Here is a 15,236-nt window from a genome sequence, read left to right as displayed (position 1 = left end):
ATTTTCATGGCAACGCAATAGCCTTTCGCATGTTCAAAATAATCGGGGTGGGGATTGGGATATGCACGCTATTGACGGCACTATCCCCGCAACGCAGTGGTAATGGGAGGAACGGTAGTAGATCTAGAACACACCGCGGAACAAGTGCCTGCGCTGTAACAGTGACAAGCACTCATTCCGGCAAGCGGTGGTCGGTTACGCAGTAAACAGACTGGCTAGTTTTTAGCGCAGGTGTGGCGGAACCAGGTGGCTTGGGATGATTCCGATGTGCACCAGGTGCTTGACCAGCTGACCAAGACCAAATACCAGGCCACCGAAGCTAGCTACGCCTACTAACAACTTGACGAAGTCATCGAAAGATTTCGATTGCGGCAGCTTGAAAAGCGAAGATCCAGATGTCTGTTTGGTGTCCTTCGGGTCTGCTGGCGCTCCTGGGTTCTCCGCCGGAGGATTTTCACCCGCAGCAGGTCCCTGTGCCGGAGGCGTCACGTTGCCTGGCTGTTCCGTGTTTCCAGCGGCTGCAGCCGGATCACTCGGGGTCCCGGTGAACTTGTAGCGATGGATTTGATCGCTGTCCACGCCTTCTGCACGAGAGCGCTTATTAACGGCATAGACATACCCATCCGGGCCGACAGTAACGTGGTTCGCGTTGGCACCGGCTGGCAAGTTAGCCACTACCTCGTGCGTATTCGCGTCGATGACAGTGATGGTCGCAGCCGCCCGGTTGGTGACGTATACGCGGTTGTCTTTCGCGTTGTAGGCAGCGTTCAATGCGCCAGCACCAGTTGGTACTTCCTTGATGAATGCACCATCTTTTGCATTGATGACCACGACATTGCCGGATCCCTGCGAAGCCACGTAGAGGTGGTCTTTACCCGGAACATATGCCACACCGGATGCACGATCGACCTTGTCACCCAGGTCAAAAACCTGGACCTCGTCGTTGTTACGTACATTGATGCGGGCTGCCTTCGGCTTCTGCAGAGAAACGGTGTACAGGTTTCCAGTTTCCTGATCCAGCTCCATCGACATCACAGATGGCATGCCAGGAACATCAATCGAGCGGACCAGCTTCTTCTCTTTGGCGCTGAAGACATCAATGCGTCCGGCATCTGCTTTACGGTCAACCACCGAGACATAAGCCAGACCGGTGGTCTTGTCGACGACGACATCTCGTGGGTGAGTGGTGATTCCTTTATCCCACTGGTGCACCAGTTCCAGGTTGTCCTGGCGGTAAACAGCTACTTGGTCACTACGGGTATTGGTGATCCACACCAGGCCATTCTCATTGTCCAGGCCGATGCCATAAGCAGCAGGGGTGCCGTTTTCCAGCTTCTTTTCTGCTTTGACTTCCAGGGTGGCGGCGTCGAGCTTGTAGATGGAACCGCTTTCTTTTGGCGGACGTCCATCACTGCGAGCGACAAAGACTTCACCCTTGTCGTTAACCGCGCTCTGGTACAAGCCAGGAGCGGTCTCCGAGGTCTTGATCTCGTAGCTTTGCTCGTTGTGCGTGGCCTGCGAGGCCGAGATCCGCTGGGTCAGCTCACGGGTTTTGGTTTCGCCGTCAACTTCGTAGCTGAACTGCACTGGTGCGCGGAACGGTGCGTCGGCTGGGATCTGCACGTCTTTGATTTCGACAACGCCTTTGTCGTCAGCGACAGCGTTTTGGCCTTCTGCCAGCCAATTCGTATCTGCGGTGCCAACGGCGGTGATCTTTGAGCCTGGCTTCAGGTTCACACCGGTGAACGTGACTTTGGCTCCTTGCGCGGCATCGTTGGTCACGTTGCCAGCTGACTGAACCTGCACGGTGGCTACGGCACGCACAGGGTTCTCGGTACCAGAGCGGAAACCAATCGTGTGCTCACCTTCCAGCGCCTGACCAGGCTGCAAGATCGCGGTGCCTTCGACAGTGCCATCCTCACCAATCTGCAAGGAATCCTTGGTCTCACGGCCAGCAGCAAACTTCACCTTGGAATCACCAATCTTGGCGACAACGTCCTGGCCAGCTGGGAAGCCTTCCAGCTTAAATTTCACATTTACCTGGCCGGCTTTGGTGCCACGGCCGTTGGCGCCAAAAGTGGTGGCTTGTACGTCGACAACCTTGGCAGCGTTGTCGGTTTGTACTGGTGGTACAGCAGGGGCAGGATCCTGGTTAGCTGGAGGAGTTACAGCACCTGGCGCTGGTTGCGAATCCTGAGGAGCAGCTGGTTCTGCGAGAGTTCCACAGGTGCCTGGTTGATCGCCTTCGGCAAGCACGTGGATTTCCGTGGCAATGCTCGCTACGTCTTTACCATCTCCACCACCGAGCACACGAATTTCATATTTCCCAGACTTCAGTGGGTTACCTTGCGTATCTGTAGTTGGTAGCACTACCTGGGTCTCGAAAGAACCGTCCACCAGTTCAGTTTGGAATTGTAGATCGGTTTCACTTGGAGTTCGTTGCAGGCCCGCGCCTGCAGTCTGATCTGCTGCCCAGTGCAGCTGATTCAGGTTGAGCTTGAAAGTGAGGAATCCGCCTTGACCGCGCGGAGTGAAACCCGCTCCTTTGACGGTGACCACATCACCAGGTTTATAGTTTTTCTCTTCTACCGTGAGAGTTCCCGCGCCACGGACCGGGCGTGGAGTAAAACTCGAGCACGTTTGTGCATCCTGTGCGAACGCCGGGGTGGTCTGGACAACTGCCAAACCACCGAAGGCGACGCTGGCTGCCATCAGACCAGCGAGAGCTCGCTGGGTGGCCCATTTTTTCGGGGTCTGATTTTTCACACAAAACCTTTCTGTCAACAGGCCCCCTCGCACAGCAAGGTTTCCTGTAAGAGAATCTTTAAGAACTGGCAATAGCCTGAAGTGGTTGAAAATCTTCTGGCAGTTTCCAAGTCGAGAACAGGTTAAACCACAAACTCGATTCAATAAAGGCTTGCCGCACCTTAAATTCATGACATCAGCCTTGCCTCAATAACCCCCAAAACGTTCAACCTGTATATCCAACTAAAGATTGAGATATTTCCGCTGCTCAGATCATAAGTAAGGCAATCAACACCTAAATGCCAGGTGCCTGAACAATTTTTAACAAGGGGTTAATTTGTGGGGGTAAACCACGACACAACGCCCGCCACAAGCTGCACTCCCCACAATCGCCATTCGAAATAGAAAACAGGTCAGGCTAGCCACAGCTATGATCAAGATTACGTTGCTCCGCAGCCAGCTTTTATCGAAACTGAACACATGCATGCAGTTATCACCGGAGCCACCGGCGGGATCGGGCGCGCCTGCGCCACACTCTTCCGTTCACACAATTACGCAGTTAGCAGCTGGGATCTACCAGAAGTAGATGTCACTGATCCCGCCGCGCTAAACCGCGCGTTAACAACCGCAGTCAATGCTCATGGCCCGGTTAATTGCCTTGTGCACTGCGCTGGAGTTTTACACCCAGATACTCCATTGAATAGCTCCGCTACGATCCGAGAACACCTCGAAGTCAACGTCATAGGGTTAGTCAACACCGCCAATGTGGTTACACGCCACATGCTGGAACAATCAGCAGACTTTCGTCGACAAGCAAATCTTGTGATCGTCAGTTCTAATGCTGCCGCAGTACCCCGGCTCACTATGGCTAGTTACGCTGCGTCCAAGGCAGCAGCGACATCGTTCGCAAAATCATTGGCGCTAGAATTGGCACCACACCACATCCGGTGCAATATCGTATCGCCAGGCTCTACTGATACAGCTATGCTGCGCAGCATGTGGAGCGAAAACTCATCACCTGACGATAATTTTTCCGCGATCATTGCTGGCAGCCCCGAGCAATTCCGGCTAGGTATTCCACTGCAGAAAGTCGCGACCGACAAAGAAATCGCCCAGGCTTGCTACTTTCTCTCCTCGCCAGCCGCTAGCCATATCACGATGCACGATTTACGCATCGACGGTGGAGCTACGCTCGACTGCTAGTAATCTCCCCGAGATGCGCCACTAACTGCGCCCTCCACGCCACATAATCGTGCCCACCCTCATATATCTGCAGCTGGTGTGGCCACCCACAATCGCTGAGTTTGCACGCGAGCAGATGAGCTTTCGCCACCCCGACATCCTCGCGCGCCCCCACATCAATGCGCAAGCGCGGCATCACTGGTTGCTTCGAAAACTGCTCGGTAATCCAACTGCTGTTTTGCAGGTTATTGTCCGTGGGCACTGCCGTTTTATCAGGCTTCCACCATAGCGACGGCGACTGCACAATCAACTCACGAAAAGCATGCGGGTGTTTCTGCGCAATGTACAACGCCGCAAGCCCACCGAGTGATTGGCCTGCCAGAATACTCTTTTCCGGAACGAACTCCACCCCTAGTTCTCCCATAAGCTTGCCGACGTGATCCTGCACTTGCATACACACAGCCGCTAAGAATTCTGCATCAAGGCCCAGCCGCTGCACACGCTGCGAGTTAGAATCATTGCAAATTAACGCTGCCGCGACGGGTAGCTCAGCTTCTTCGTTGATCGCAGAAATGCATGCAACCAGGTTGGTTTTGCACCACTTGTCGCCGTCGAAAAGCGTGAGCAACCCTGCACGGCTGCCTTTTCCTGGCAGATACACCAACACATCCACCCCAGCGCAATGGGTTCTCCTCACCTGCATTGTGGTGTCAGAAACCGCAAGCGGTTGCGAGATCTCCGAGAGTCCGAAGCCGTCCTCATTCCACAACGTGCGAATGGCATGCGGGTCACACATCGTTGGCGTCCTCTGGCCGTGAGTCAGCTGGAACCCGTAGCTTCCCTGGTAGTGCTGTGAGACATCTACTGTGAGCGTCCAGATATCTGTACCAGGCAGATGATTCATCATTCCCAGCTCGTATTTCAGCTTGTCCGTCAACCGATTGATGTGCAGGTGCACCCCGTTTTCTCTCTGCTCGACTAAGGCCGGCAAAGACTGCATGGTCATAGCCTGCAACTCGCTGTAGCGCACCGCGAAGACATAAGACTGCCCATCGGTGCTGCGCCGCGGAAACCCTCCAGCGGCAATTCTTTCCCAGGCTTGCTGCAATGCTGCGGGATCACCTACGGCAGGTATTAGCTCTTGTCGGAGTTGATCTTCATTTCCCGGCAGCACATTCATGATTGCACAGGCTACCGTAAGTTAAATTATTTCATTGCGGATCCCCAGCCTTAAATTCCACTACGGGTCCCAAGCAGCAAAAAGACCCCAGGAAAATCCTGAGGTCTTCAAGCAGAGCTCTCAGAGCCAGTTTTTACTAGCTCTTGGAAACTTTAGCGTTCTGCCAGCTGAGCGTCGATGCGCAAGATGCCGGAACCGTTGTCGCCTACCAGCTCAAGCTGGTCGATGATCTCGGAAACAGATGCTTCTTCCTCGATCTGCTCATCCAAGAACCAGTTCAGCAGAGTGCGGGAGTCAACATCGTCGATCTCGTCAGCCAAGCGAACGATGTCGCGGATCTGGCCGGAAACCTTCTTCTCGTGCTCCAGGGCGGCCTTGAAAGCATCGATTGGCTTCTCGATCTTCAGATCATCAACGCTAATCTCGCCGATCTGTGGCTTCTCGTCGCGATCCAGCAGGTGGTCAGCGAACTTCTGTGCGTGCTCACGCTCCTCGTCAGCCTGCTTGAACATCCAGTCACGCATACCAGGCAGGGACAGCTCGTCGAGCTCGTATGCCAGCTGGGTGTAAATCAAAGCAGCGCCGTGCTCGTTAGTAACCTGCTTGTTGATCAAGTTGAATAGCTTCTCGTTCATGGAACGATCACACCTTTCTAAGAAAATCAATTTCGAAACCGTCTATCCGGTTCCGTGTGCTTTGTTGTGATTCCCAGACTACCAACAATGTCGTGAAATGCTAACCCTATGAATTCTAGATAAATCAATAGGTTCTACTAATCCACCTTAGGGCATACAACCCTGCTACCTGCAGGAATACCTAACAAAGGAAACCCAAAATCCGCTAGTCAGCCCCTAAATAGGGGTACCTAAATTAGTAATTCCGCATGGTTTGATAGCTCACTCGGCACCATTTTTAGCCTTTTGCCAACGCCGAGCGCCACCGAAAATCGCGCCGGAAACCACCCCATTTCGGGGGGATTCTTCAAAGGTGCGCGGGTCTCGTCGTTCCTAGTTCCTGCCGTGCGGAACTACTTCAGTCGCCACGGCCAAGTGCATGAACCTGCCAACCGGCATCCCGCCAGCGCGCGAGGTCCAACGCATTGCGTGCATCAAGCAGCACCGGTTCCGCCACCAACTCGGCCGCCCACACCGGGTCCAGTTCCCGGTACTCTGGCCACTCGGTCGCCAGAATCACCAGATCAGCCCCAGCCACACCGTCGGCAAGCGAAGCCGGATATTCCAAGCCCGGATACACCCGACGCGCATTCTCCACTGCCTGCGGGTCGCACACCCGCACCCGCGCACCACGCAGCGCCAACTCAGCGGCAACATGCAAGGCGGGGGAATCGCGCACATCATCAGAATTCGGCTTAAACGCCGCCCCCAGCACCGTGATTACCGCGCCCGACAATCCCGGCCGTGCCGACCCCGCAGGCTCTGCCGCCTTCGGAGATTGCGCCACCAGCGAAGACTGCGCCACCAGCTCGCTGGCCAGCTGCACCACGCGCTGCCGCCGACGGGCATTAATCAACTCCACCTGCCCCAAAAACGCCAGCGCATCACCGGCGCCGCACTCGTCGGCACGCGCCCGAAAAGCCCGCACATCCTTCGGCAAACAGCCACCACCAAAGCCCAGGCCAGCACCCAAATACTCGTGTCCGATACGCTCGTCGTAACCCAGCGCTTCAGCGACCGCGGCAACATCGCCGCCAACGGCTTCGCAGACCTCCGCGATGGCATTAATAAAACTAATCTTGGTGGCTAAAAAGGCATTCGCTGCGGATTTCACCAGTTCTGCACTCGCCCACGGCATCACCAAAAACGGCGTTCCACGCTCCAACGGTGCCCGGTACACCTCACGCAATTTCTGCAACGCTGGCGCTGAACCCACCCCATTCGGAGCGTCCGCCCCTTTCGGAGTGCTTTCTGCCCCCGTTCCCACCACGATCCGGTCTGGGCGCAGCGTATCAGCCACGGCGTGCCCTTCGCGCAAAAACTCAGGATTCCACACGACGTCGACGGTGGCCGGGCTAATACTGGTGGCCTGTTCCTGCAGCCGCGCGGCCGTACCCACCGGCACCGTAGATTTGCCCACCAGCACGTGTTCACCACGCAGCAGCGGCGCCAGCTTGCCGACGACCGCCTCCACCGCACTGGTATCAGCCGCCGGACTATCCGCGCGTTCCGGTGTGCCCACGGCAATAAAATGCAACTGCGCAAACTCCGCAGCCTGCTGGTAATCGCAACTAAACCGCAGTCTCCCCGATTCCACGCCACGGGCAACCAACTCTGCTAACCCCGGTTCATAAAACGGCACACGCCCAGCCTGCAACTGCGCCACGCGCGCGGGCGCAATATCAACGCCGAGCACCTCGTGCCCCGCCTCTGCCATGCACGCGGCATGCGTAGCCCCTAAATATCCCAGGCCAAAAACAGTAAGACGCACGCAACAACCCCAGTTAGAACCGGCCTACAGCGCAGGCCATTTAGCGGAAGTTCAAATAGGACTTCGACGGCGTCGGCCCGCGCTGCCCCTGATACTTTGAGCCCAACGCTCCCGCGCCATACGGCGATTCTGCAGGCGAGGTCATCGCAAACAAAGCCAGTTGCCCCACCTTCATGCCTGGCCACAGCGTGATCGGCAAATTCGCCACATTCGACAGCTCCAGAGTGATGTGCCCGCAAAAACCGGGATCAATAAACCCAGCCGTCGAATGTGTCAGCAAGCCCAGCCGCCCCAGCGAAGATTTACCTTCCAAACGGCCAGCCAGATCTGCGGGTAAGCGGAACTCCTCCAGCGTCGCGCCCAACACAAACTCACCGGGGTGCAGCACAAAACCTTCGTCGTCGCCAACTTCGCGCAGCGTGGTCAGATCCTCCATCTCCAATTTCGGATCAATGTGGGTATAGCGCGAGTTATTAAACACCCGGAAAAACTTGTCCAGCCGCACATCGACGGAGGAAGGCTGAATCAGCTCCGGATCGCAGGGGCTAATGCCCAGCCGTTCAGAATCAATGGCGGCACGGATGTCTCGATCAGACAGCAACATAGCAATTATCCTATCTAGCCAGTGCTTGCCGACGCCCGGCAGGTACTGGCTCAAACATTAGCTCTAGCCGCAGGTCACGATCGGCTGCGGATCATAGACGGTGGTCTGAGTATTACGCGATACCTCCGCTCCGCCCAAGGTACGGATCACCCGGGTATCGGACGTCGTAAAGCCCGGAATGCCGGAAGTCGGTATGCAGTTGGATCCACTGACTTTCTGCTTCGGTGGATTGGTGTGCGCCCAACGACCGCCACTGATGGATTCCACCTCGTATTCCTTCACGCCCATCAAACGCACGGTCACGGAACCACCGCCGACGCTCGATTCAATGCGCACCGGGTGGTTGGAATTATTGCGGAACTTCAGGTCAATCACGCCGTCGTACAGCGTGGCCTCGCGCCCCGCCGGGTACCGAGAAATGTAATAACTGTGCGGAGTGTGCGCGACATCTTCCATGGCTGCGAAGTAGGCCGCGTTGTACAAAGTGGTGGCATATTGCGAAATGCCACCACCGACGGCGGTGTCTGCGCGGCCCTCATAAATCACGCCGGATTCCACATAGCCCTGCGCGGCGGTGCGCGAGCCGGTGGCCTGGTTGACGGAGAAGGTCTCGCCCGGCGACACGATGGTGCCGTTGAGCGCGTTGGAGATCACCGAAATATTCGTACCCGAGGCTGGGGAGTAACCACTGGTGGTGAACTCACCGACCACCTGGTCAAAGGTCGAGGCCTCGGCATCCGCGGTGGTAAACGTCGCTGGTTTGTCTTGATAAATCGCATCCCATTCGCGGTCATCACCCAGCACGCGCTCGGCGAAACCGGCCATGGTCTGTTCCCAGTCAATGACTTCCCCGTCCACGTGCGGGGTGACCTGACGCTGGCCACCAGACATGGACAAGCGAGCATTTTTCATCGGACGTTCAGATTCCGCCAGGCCTTCGCCCAGGATGTCCCGGGCCTTGGACTCGTCGACACGCGGCTCCAAGTGCCCTTCGTGGGCTTCAAAATGCACGAACTCGCCGACGCGCACAGGTTCAATCGTGCCCGTAATATTCTCGCGGCCGTGCACCTTCAGCGGGCCGGAGACAGCCTTGGCAGCGAGGCCTTCGGCGATCGCATCCACCTGATCCTGGTTAATCACCGGCTCAATCTCATTCGGCTCTACCGCGATGCCTTCCGGATCCAACCAGGAGCTAGCAACCTCTTCTCGCAGCTGCGCGCGATCAACTTCCTGGCCCGGTACGGCATCACGCGGTTCCACGTTGCCGGCTTCCAGGAACACCGCACCATCTTCTGGGTCCCGGTGCAGCTCGCCGACCATGCGGTCTAGCTCCGGGTTCAGCGCGGCCGGATCCTCGGCGGTTTGTACGTCGACTTCCTTCGTCGAGCGGAAGAAGCTGGCTAGGCGCACAAGTGGGTTCATCGACTCATCGGGAATAGCGGCAATCGTGCCTTCCAAGTCCAGACGCAACCCCGCCTGCGCTGGCACGAATTCCGTGGTTTTTTCGCCTGCGGTAACACGCACGGGTTCGTTTTCTGCCTCGCGGAGTTCGTCGTCAAGCTTGGCCAAAGCATCCTCGCGCTCCAGGGAGGAAATATCGACGCCACCCACGGACGTCGCACGCGGGATTTTGCCCTGATTCGTGGAGACATCAATGGCGTAGGCAATGCCAGCAATGACGAAAAGCCCGACGAAGACGCCGAGCACAATCGCCACACCTTTGAGACTTCTCGATTTAGCCGAATTCACGCTTTATAGACTAACCGCTCACACAGCTTGGTACTAGTTTGGTTGCAGCAATTCGACCCGCAACGCTATTAGGATAGAAAGCTATGAGTTCCGATTCCCGCGAACAGACCATGCTGATTGCCTACGACGGTTCCGAAAACGCCGACCGTGCGCTCGAATACGCTGCCAAGTTGCTCAAGCCCGGCACCGTGCAAATCTTGACTGCCTGGGAGCCGATCGCCCGCCAGCAAGCCCGCGCTGCCTCGCGCACCGGCATGCACCAGGCGACGATGACCTCCGATAATCTGGAAGACGATCCCGCCTACGCCGAAGCCGTGCAGGTGTGCCGTCAGGGTATCGCCGCAGCTGAAAAGCTCGGCATGTACGGCAAGGCGCACCTGGTGGAATCAGCCACGACCATCGCCTCGGCGATCGTGGATGCGGCCCAAGAACTCGACGTCGACGTGATTATCACTGGCACTCGCGCGCTGACCGGATTCCGCGCTTTGTGGTCGCAGTCGACGGCTGAGACGATCGTGAGAAATGCCGGGGTTCCGGTGCTGGTCGTGCCACCGGAAAACGAGGACGACGATCCGGAATACTTTACCAGGGACGACTAAATTAAGGGATGATTCATCCCCAGGATTAAGGACAATTATCTATGGCCGCTGATTCTTCTCGCTCGCTCAACCGGCAGTCACCAAACCACCAGTCACTGAACCGCCGCAGCCTGGGCCCGGCTCTGGGCAGCGCTGTCGTCGGCGTCGCGCTGGGCGTCGTCGCGATTTTGGGCATCGCGCAGTTTTCCGGCCAAGACACCATCTCTGGCACCACCCCGCCGGATGATGCCCTGTTAGGTGGTGCCGAATACGGCTCACGTGAGTAGGCCTGCCGTGCGCGCCCGCCTGCGCATTCGCGCCCACGCCACTCACCCACTTAACACCCACGCCATAGTATGGCTGGTGCTGGCCGCCGCGATGTTTGCCCAACCTGTCGGGCTTATCGCCGCGGATACTAAACACGATCTCACGGCCGATCCCGCCGGTTTCATGGCCGCGGCCACCCACGCCTGGACGGATGTCTTCCCGCTGGGGCAGCTGCAAAACCAGGCCTATGGCTACCTGTTCCCGCAGGGCCTGTTTTTCCTGCTTGCCGACGCCATCCCGGACTGGTTACTTCCCACCTGGGTGGCGCAACGGTTGTGGTGGACCATCGTCGCAGGCGTTGGTTTTTCCGGTTTTTATCGGCTCTGCCAGTGCGTAACCCCGCATTCCGGCCGCGCGGTCACCGCGTCGGCAAGCATCCGCGCCTTTCACATCATCGCCGCGCTGCTGTTCGCGCTGTCACCGCGCGCACTGACCACGCTGACCGCGATTTCCTCTGAGTCCTGGCCAGTGATGCTTGCGCCCTGGGTGCTGGTTCCGCTGCTGCGCACAGACAAAATCACCAGCCGGGAAATCGCGGCGGCTACCATCCCCATCGCGCTGATGGGAGCGGTCAACGCGACTGCCACCCTGGCCGCCTGCATCCCGGCTGGTCTGGTAATTCTGTGGCGTCGGCAAGGTTGGTTGCTGATCCCTGCAGCCATCGCCGTCAGCGCCTGGTGGATCGGCCCGCTGCTTGTGCTGGGCAAATACTCCCCGCCATTTACGGATTTCATCGAGTCATCCTATGTGACCACTCGCTGGCTGAACCTGCTGGAAATCCTGCGCGGAACCACCCACTGGACGCCGTTTGCCGATACCGAGCGCGAGGCCGGTTATCTGCTGGTTTCCCAGCCGGTGTTTGTGCTGGCCACTGTCGCTATTGCTGCCTGTGGACTAGCCGGGTTGGCGCTGAGCACGCAGAGCACGACGGATTCTAGCGCTCGCCTGCGCTACCACGGGCTGTGGCTGGTGATGCTGCTGGTCGGCATTGCCGTCCTAGCCGCGCCTTACGGGCAGTTGCTTGACGACGTCCTGGCCCCGCTGCGCAACCTGCACAAATTCGACCCCCTGGTGCGCATCCCGCTGCTACTCGGGGTGGCGAACCTGGGCGCTGTGCTAGAGGTTCCGCGTCTCAGGCATCCGTTGACCCGGCGCGCGGCCGCAGGGTTGGGTGTCGCGGTGATCGCGGTGATCGCGGTGGCACCGGTGTGGTCCGGGCGGTTGCTGCCGACGGGCGCGTACCGCGAGGTGCCGGATTACTGGCAGCAGGCCGCGGATTTTCTCAACGACAACGTCGACACGCGTACCCTGCTGGTTCCAGAAACCTCGTTCGCCAGGCAGGAATGGGGATGGACCCGCGATGAGCCCGCCCAGCCGTTGTTGGATGTGCCTTGGGCCGTACGCGATGCCGTGCCGCTGCTGCCGCCGGAGGCGATCCGCGGGCTGGATGGGGTGATGGCCACGCTCGATCACTCGGTGGATCCGTTGTTGCGTTTGGGCATCGGTGCGGTGCTGGTGCGCCATGACCTAGATTCTTCCGCCCAGAGGGAGCGTGCCGACGAGCTTGCCGGCGCCTTAGACCGCTGGGCGCAGCGCCATGATTTCGGGGAGGTCTCGGTGTTTGTTATAGATGCGCAGCGGGATATGCACATCGCGCATGATCCGGTCACGGTGGCTGGTGGCGGTGAGGCGCTGGCTGTGTTGGATGCTATCGATGGCCCGGCTCCGCGCCGGTTGGTGGACCATGCGGGTGCGGGGGCGGCGGCGGAAGGGTCTGGCGCTGAAGACCCCAGTGCTGAACCCGGTGCCGAGATCGTCACCGATACCCCGCTGCTGGTCGATCGTAATTTCGGCACCCTGCAGGGGGCGGTCTCTGGCCCGCTGGCCAGCTCGGATGAGGCCACCACGAAGCACCCGAGTGTGGATTACCCGAGCGTCGCCACGCCGCTGCCGGTGCGTACCCGCGGTGATGTGCAACTGCAGGCCTCATCTTCGGCTGCAGATGCCACCGCTTTTGGGGGCGCGGATCCGGCGCGCTCGATCAACGCAGCGGTCGATGGTACGGACCAAGCCTGGTGGCCAGCCCCGGGTGATCCGGGAACGTTGCAGCTCCGCAGCACCGACGGCACAGTCCACGCGCCGGAACTACATCTGACCACCACGGAAGATGCACGCCTGCGAGTACTGGCTTTTGCTGATGCGGACGCTGATTCGCGTCCCAGCGACGAGCCGACCCACACCATCACCGTGGAAACTGCAGCCGGGGAAGATACCCGCGTTGCTTTCCCGGATGATCTCCGTGCCAGCCGCATAGAAGTCCAGCTCAATCCGGAAACCCGAACCGGGGTCTCCGATATCCACCTGGCTGGCCATGAGTTGTCGCGCCTGGTGCACGTGCCAGCTACCGCGAATGCTCGGCAGTTCGTCTTCCAGCGCCTGGCGGTGGAGACGGGTGTTGTACAGCGCAGTTTCGAGGTTCCGCGCACAATGCAGCTGGAGATCCGTACCGACGATGAGCAGCCGGTCACCATCGACGGCACGGAATATTCCGCAGGTGAAACGGTGGAACTATCCGGCACGCACACCATATCTACTGCGGCCGCGTGGGTCAGCCTGCGCGAGCCTGGCTTTGCCCCGGCCGCGCGTTATGAGCCGGTCGATGGCCGCACGGTGCCGGGTGCTGCAAGCACAAACGCCGAACGCCTGCTCGTCACCGGACGGGCATTCAATGAGGGTTTACGCGGCGAGCTTGTCGACGCCTCCGGCACCGTCACCGAGTTGCAACCTACCAGCATCGATGCCGCTACCCAGGCATTTGTGCTGCCCGCAGGCGCATCCGGCGAGTTTCGCATGAGTTTTGCCGGTGAGGCTGCGTACCGCACATCCTTATTTCTGGGTGCGGGGGTATCGCTGGTGACCTTAGCCGCGCTGGTGTTGTTCCCGCTCGCACACCCGATGGCCAACCCCCAATTCGCAACCGCGCGACGTCGGCACGCGCGACGCTTGCTAGCCACCGAGCCCACACTGCCTGCCTGGGCATTCCCAGTGGCCGCCGTTGCGGTCTCGGGTGCGGTGGTGGGCCCAGCAGGAGCGGTCTCAGCAGCTGTGGCGTGGGCGATCACGCGCTGGACGACGATCCGACCGGTGGTTTTAGCACCAGCGTTGCTGGGGATTTGCGGGTTGTGGTTGGCGCGCGCACCGTGGCCGGACGCGCATTATGCCGGTGATAGTTTGCTCGCGGCGTGTTTGGCTGCCGGTGCGGTAGCCTGCCTGAGCCAAAGCCGGGCAGGTTCTTCCACCAAGGTGTAGCTGATAGCCGCGACCGTTACAGAAAGCCCCAGGGTAAGTGCCAGAATGATGACAAAACCGCCGCTGAACATCTCGATTCCTGCCAGCGGGAAGGCGATGGACAGCACCGCCACATGCCACAGGAACAGCGAATAAGACCAGCGCCCCACGGCTTGCACCGGTTGGCTCAGCAGCAGGCCAGACTGGGTAGGCCGCAGCGCATAAGGCACCACGATGCACGCCGCGAAGACAGTGCCCAGACTGATGCGGATGGCGAATTCCAGTGGGCTGGGATGGGTAAGGCCGCGTGGGCTGATGGCTTCCCAGCTGGCCAGGAATAAACAGGCAGTGGCTAGTGCCCAAAACAGCGGTTTCATGCCCAGGATGCGTCGTACCGCACCTGGGCGCTTGGCAATGCCCGCCGATTCCGCCTCGGCAGCCAGCATGCCGACGACGAACCAAAGAGTATAGGCCGGCGGCCAAATCTGCCGGTTCACACTTGCCGCCCAGCTAGCGCCGTCGCTACCGTCGAAACCAGCCACAAACGGTAAAAAAGCCCAGCCCAAACTCATGACCCCCACCACACACAGCGCGAGTACTCGCGTGCGGGCCTGCCAGCGCAGAAGCACCCAGACGATCAGTGGCAGAGTGAAATAAAAAGCGAATTCCACGCACAGCGACCACAAATGCGTCAGTCCTGGTGCCAACCCATCGGGAATATAGATCTGAGTGGCGGTCAGGTTAGCGAGTAGTTGTTGCCAGCTCATCGTGCTAGCCGCTGGCAACGCCAACGCCACCACCGCGACGCAAACAAGATAAGCGGGTAATACGCGCGCGGCACGCTTACGTAAAAAACCGGGGCCGATCGGCCTACGCCACAGCAAAAATGCGGAGAGCGCAAAAAACACAGCCACGAAATAATCAAAACGTTCCAGCACCACTGGCCCAGAAGCAGTCTGAAAATGCACGTGAGTGATCAGCACCCCGACGGCTGCAAGCGCACGAACACCTTCTAGGCAGTCAATACGCTGCGGAACCGATGCGGAGACACTGGTGGCGACCATGCGCTCAGGCTAGCAGGCAAGTCTCGCAATTTGCGTGCGAACGATGGCTTATAAACCATCATCCACAATATGAG

At 58.8% G+C, this 15,236-nt stretch carries 11 protein-coding genes; 4 read left to right on the top strand and 7 right to left on the bottom strand.

Annotated elements, in window-relative coordinates:
• Positions 1-222 precede the first annotated feature (222 nt).
• Positions 223-2,766 (bottom strand): YncE family protein, encoded by a 2,544-nt coding sequence (locus L9H78_RS01150; RefSeq protein WP_249620220.1) that lies wholly within the window; start codon positions 2,764-2,766, stop codon positions 223-225.
• Positions 2,767-3,225: 459 nt separating this feature from the next.
• On the opposite strand from L9H78_RS01150, the gene L9H78_RS01145 reads away from it, so the two are divergent.
• The gene (locus L9H78_RS01145) at positions 3,226-3,948 is read left to right on the top strand and encodes an SDR family oxidoreductase (protein ID WP_249620219.1); all 723 of its coding nucleotides are present in this window, start codon (positions 3,226-3,228) and stop codon (positions 3,946-3,948) included.
• Here the strand turns inward: L9H78_RS01145 and L9H78_RS01140 are convergent.
• From L9H78_RS01140 to L9H78_RS01120, 5 genes are all read right to left on the bottom strand, one after another.
• Positions 3,932-5,107, bottom strand: a complete 1,176-nt coding sequence (locus tag L9H78_RS01140) for an alpha/beta hydrolase-fold protein (RefSeq protein WP_249620218.1) — start codon at positions 5,105-5,107, stop codon at positions 3,932-3,934. The two genes, L9H78_RS01145 and L9H78_RS01140, sit on opposite strands and share 17 nt — an antisense overlap.
• A 152-nt stretch (positions 5,108-5,259) precedes the next feature.
• Positions 5,260-5,742, bottom strand: coding sequence for a ferritin (locus L9H78_RS01135; protein WP_049168537.1), 483 nt, complete (start codon positions 5,740-5,742; stop codon positions 5,260-5,262).
• A gap of 397 nt (positions 5,743-6,139) precedes the next feature.
• The gene (locus L9H78_RS01130) at positions 6,140-7,552 is read right to left on the bottom strand and encodes a UDP-glucose dehydrogenase family protein (protein ID WP_283775218.1); all 1,413 of its coding nucleotides are present in this window, start codon (positions 7,550-7,552) and stop codon (positions 6,140-6,142) included.
• 40 nt (positions 7,553-7,592) lie between these two features.
• Entirely contained in the window at positions 7,593-8,156 is a 564-nt protein-coding gene (dcd, locus tag L9H78_RS01125) for a dCTP deaminase (RefSeq protein WP_021352870.1), read from the bottom strand.
• Positions 8,157-8,219: 63 nt separating this feature from the next.
• Entirely contained in the window at positions 8,220-9,905 is a 1,686-nt protein-coding gene (locus tag L9H78_RS01120) for a VanW family protein (RefSeq protein WP_249620217.1), read from the bottom strand.
• Positions 9,906-9,988: 83 nt separating this feature from the next.
• Here L9H78_RS01120 and L9H78_RS01115 point away from each other — a divergent pair, with 83 nt between their 5' ends.
• The 3 genes from L9H78_RS01115 to L9H78_RS01105 are packed head-to-tail and all read left to right on the top strand — an operon-like array spanning position 9,989 to position 14,119.
• Entirely contained in the window at positions 9,989-10,504 is a 516-nt protein-coding gene (locus L9H78_RS01115) for a universal stress protein (RefSeq protein WP_249620216.1), read from the top strand.
• Positions 10,505-10,545: 41 nt separating this feature from the next.
• On the top strand, positions 10,546-10,770 hold the full coding sequence (locus tag L9H78_RS01110; protein ID WP_249618163.1) for a DUF2613 domain-containing protein: 225 nt from the start codon (positions 10,546-10,548) through the stop codon (positions 10,768-10,770).
• Entirely contained in the window at positions 10,763-14,119 is a 3,357-nt protein-coding gene (locus L9H78_RS01105) for an alpha-(1->3)-arabinofuranosyltransferase domain-containing protein (RefSeq protein WP_249620215.1), read from the top strand. The genes L9H78_RS01110 and L9H78_RS01105 overlap by 8 nt, the downstream gene beginning before the upstream one ends.
• Here the strand turns inward: L9H78_RS01105 and L9H78_RS01100 are convergent.
• Complete coding sequence (locus L9H78_RS01100) at positions 14,026-15,162, bottom strand: acyltransferase family protein (protein ID WP_249620214.1); 1,137 nt, start codon at positions 15,160-15,162, stop codon at positions 14,026-14,028. The genes L9H78_RS01105 and L9H78_RS01100 overlap by 94 nt on opposite strands.
• Positions 15,163-15,236 lie beyond the last annotated feature (74 nt).

Source organism: Corynebacterium pseudodiphtheriticum (assembly GCF_023509295.1).
GTDB lineage: Bacteria > Actinomycetota > Actinomycetes > Mycobacteriales > Mycobacteriaceae > Corynebacterium > Corynebacterium pseudodiphtheriticum.
The sequence above is the reverse complement of the archived record's forward strand: the minus strand, read 5'-3'. Positions and strand labels throughout refer to the sequence as shown.

Coding starts and splice junctions, on each gene's coding strand:
- L9H78_RS01145 (WP_249620219.1), top strand. CDS start 3,226: ATGCATGCAGTTATCACCGGAGCCACCGGCGGGATCGGGCGCGCCTGC.
- L9H78_RS01140 (WP_249620218.1), bottom strand. CDS start 5,107: ATGAATGTGCTGCCGGGAAATGAAGATCAACTCCGACAAGAGCTAATA.
- L9H78_RS01135 (WP_049168537.1), bottom strand. CDS start 5,742: ATGAACGAGAAGCTATTCAACTTGATCAACAAGCAGGTTACTAACGAG.
- dcd (WP_021352870.1), bottom strand. CDS start 8,156: ATGTTGCTGTCTGATCGAGACATCCGTGCCGCCATTGATTCTGAACGG.
- L9H78_RS01115 (WP_249620216.1), top strand. CDS start 9,989: ATGAGTTCCGATTCCCGCGAACAGACCATGCTGATTGCCTACGACGGT.
- L9H78_RS01110 (WP_249618163.1), top strand. CDS start 10,546: ATGGCCGCTGATTCTTCTCGCTCGCTCAACCGGCAGTCACCAAACCAC.
- L9H78_RS01100 (WP_249620214.1), bottom strand. CDS start 15,162: ATGGTCGCCACCAGTGTCTCCGCATCGGTTCCGCAGCGTATTGACTGC.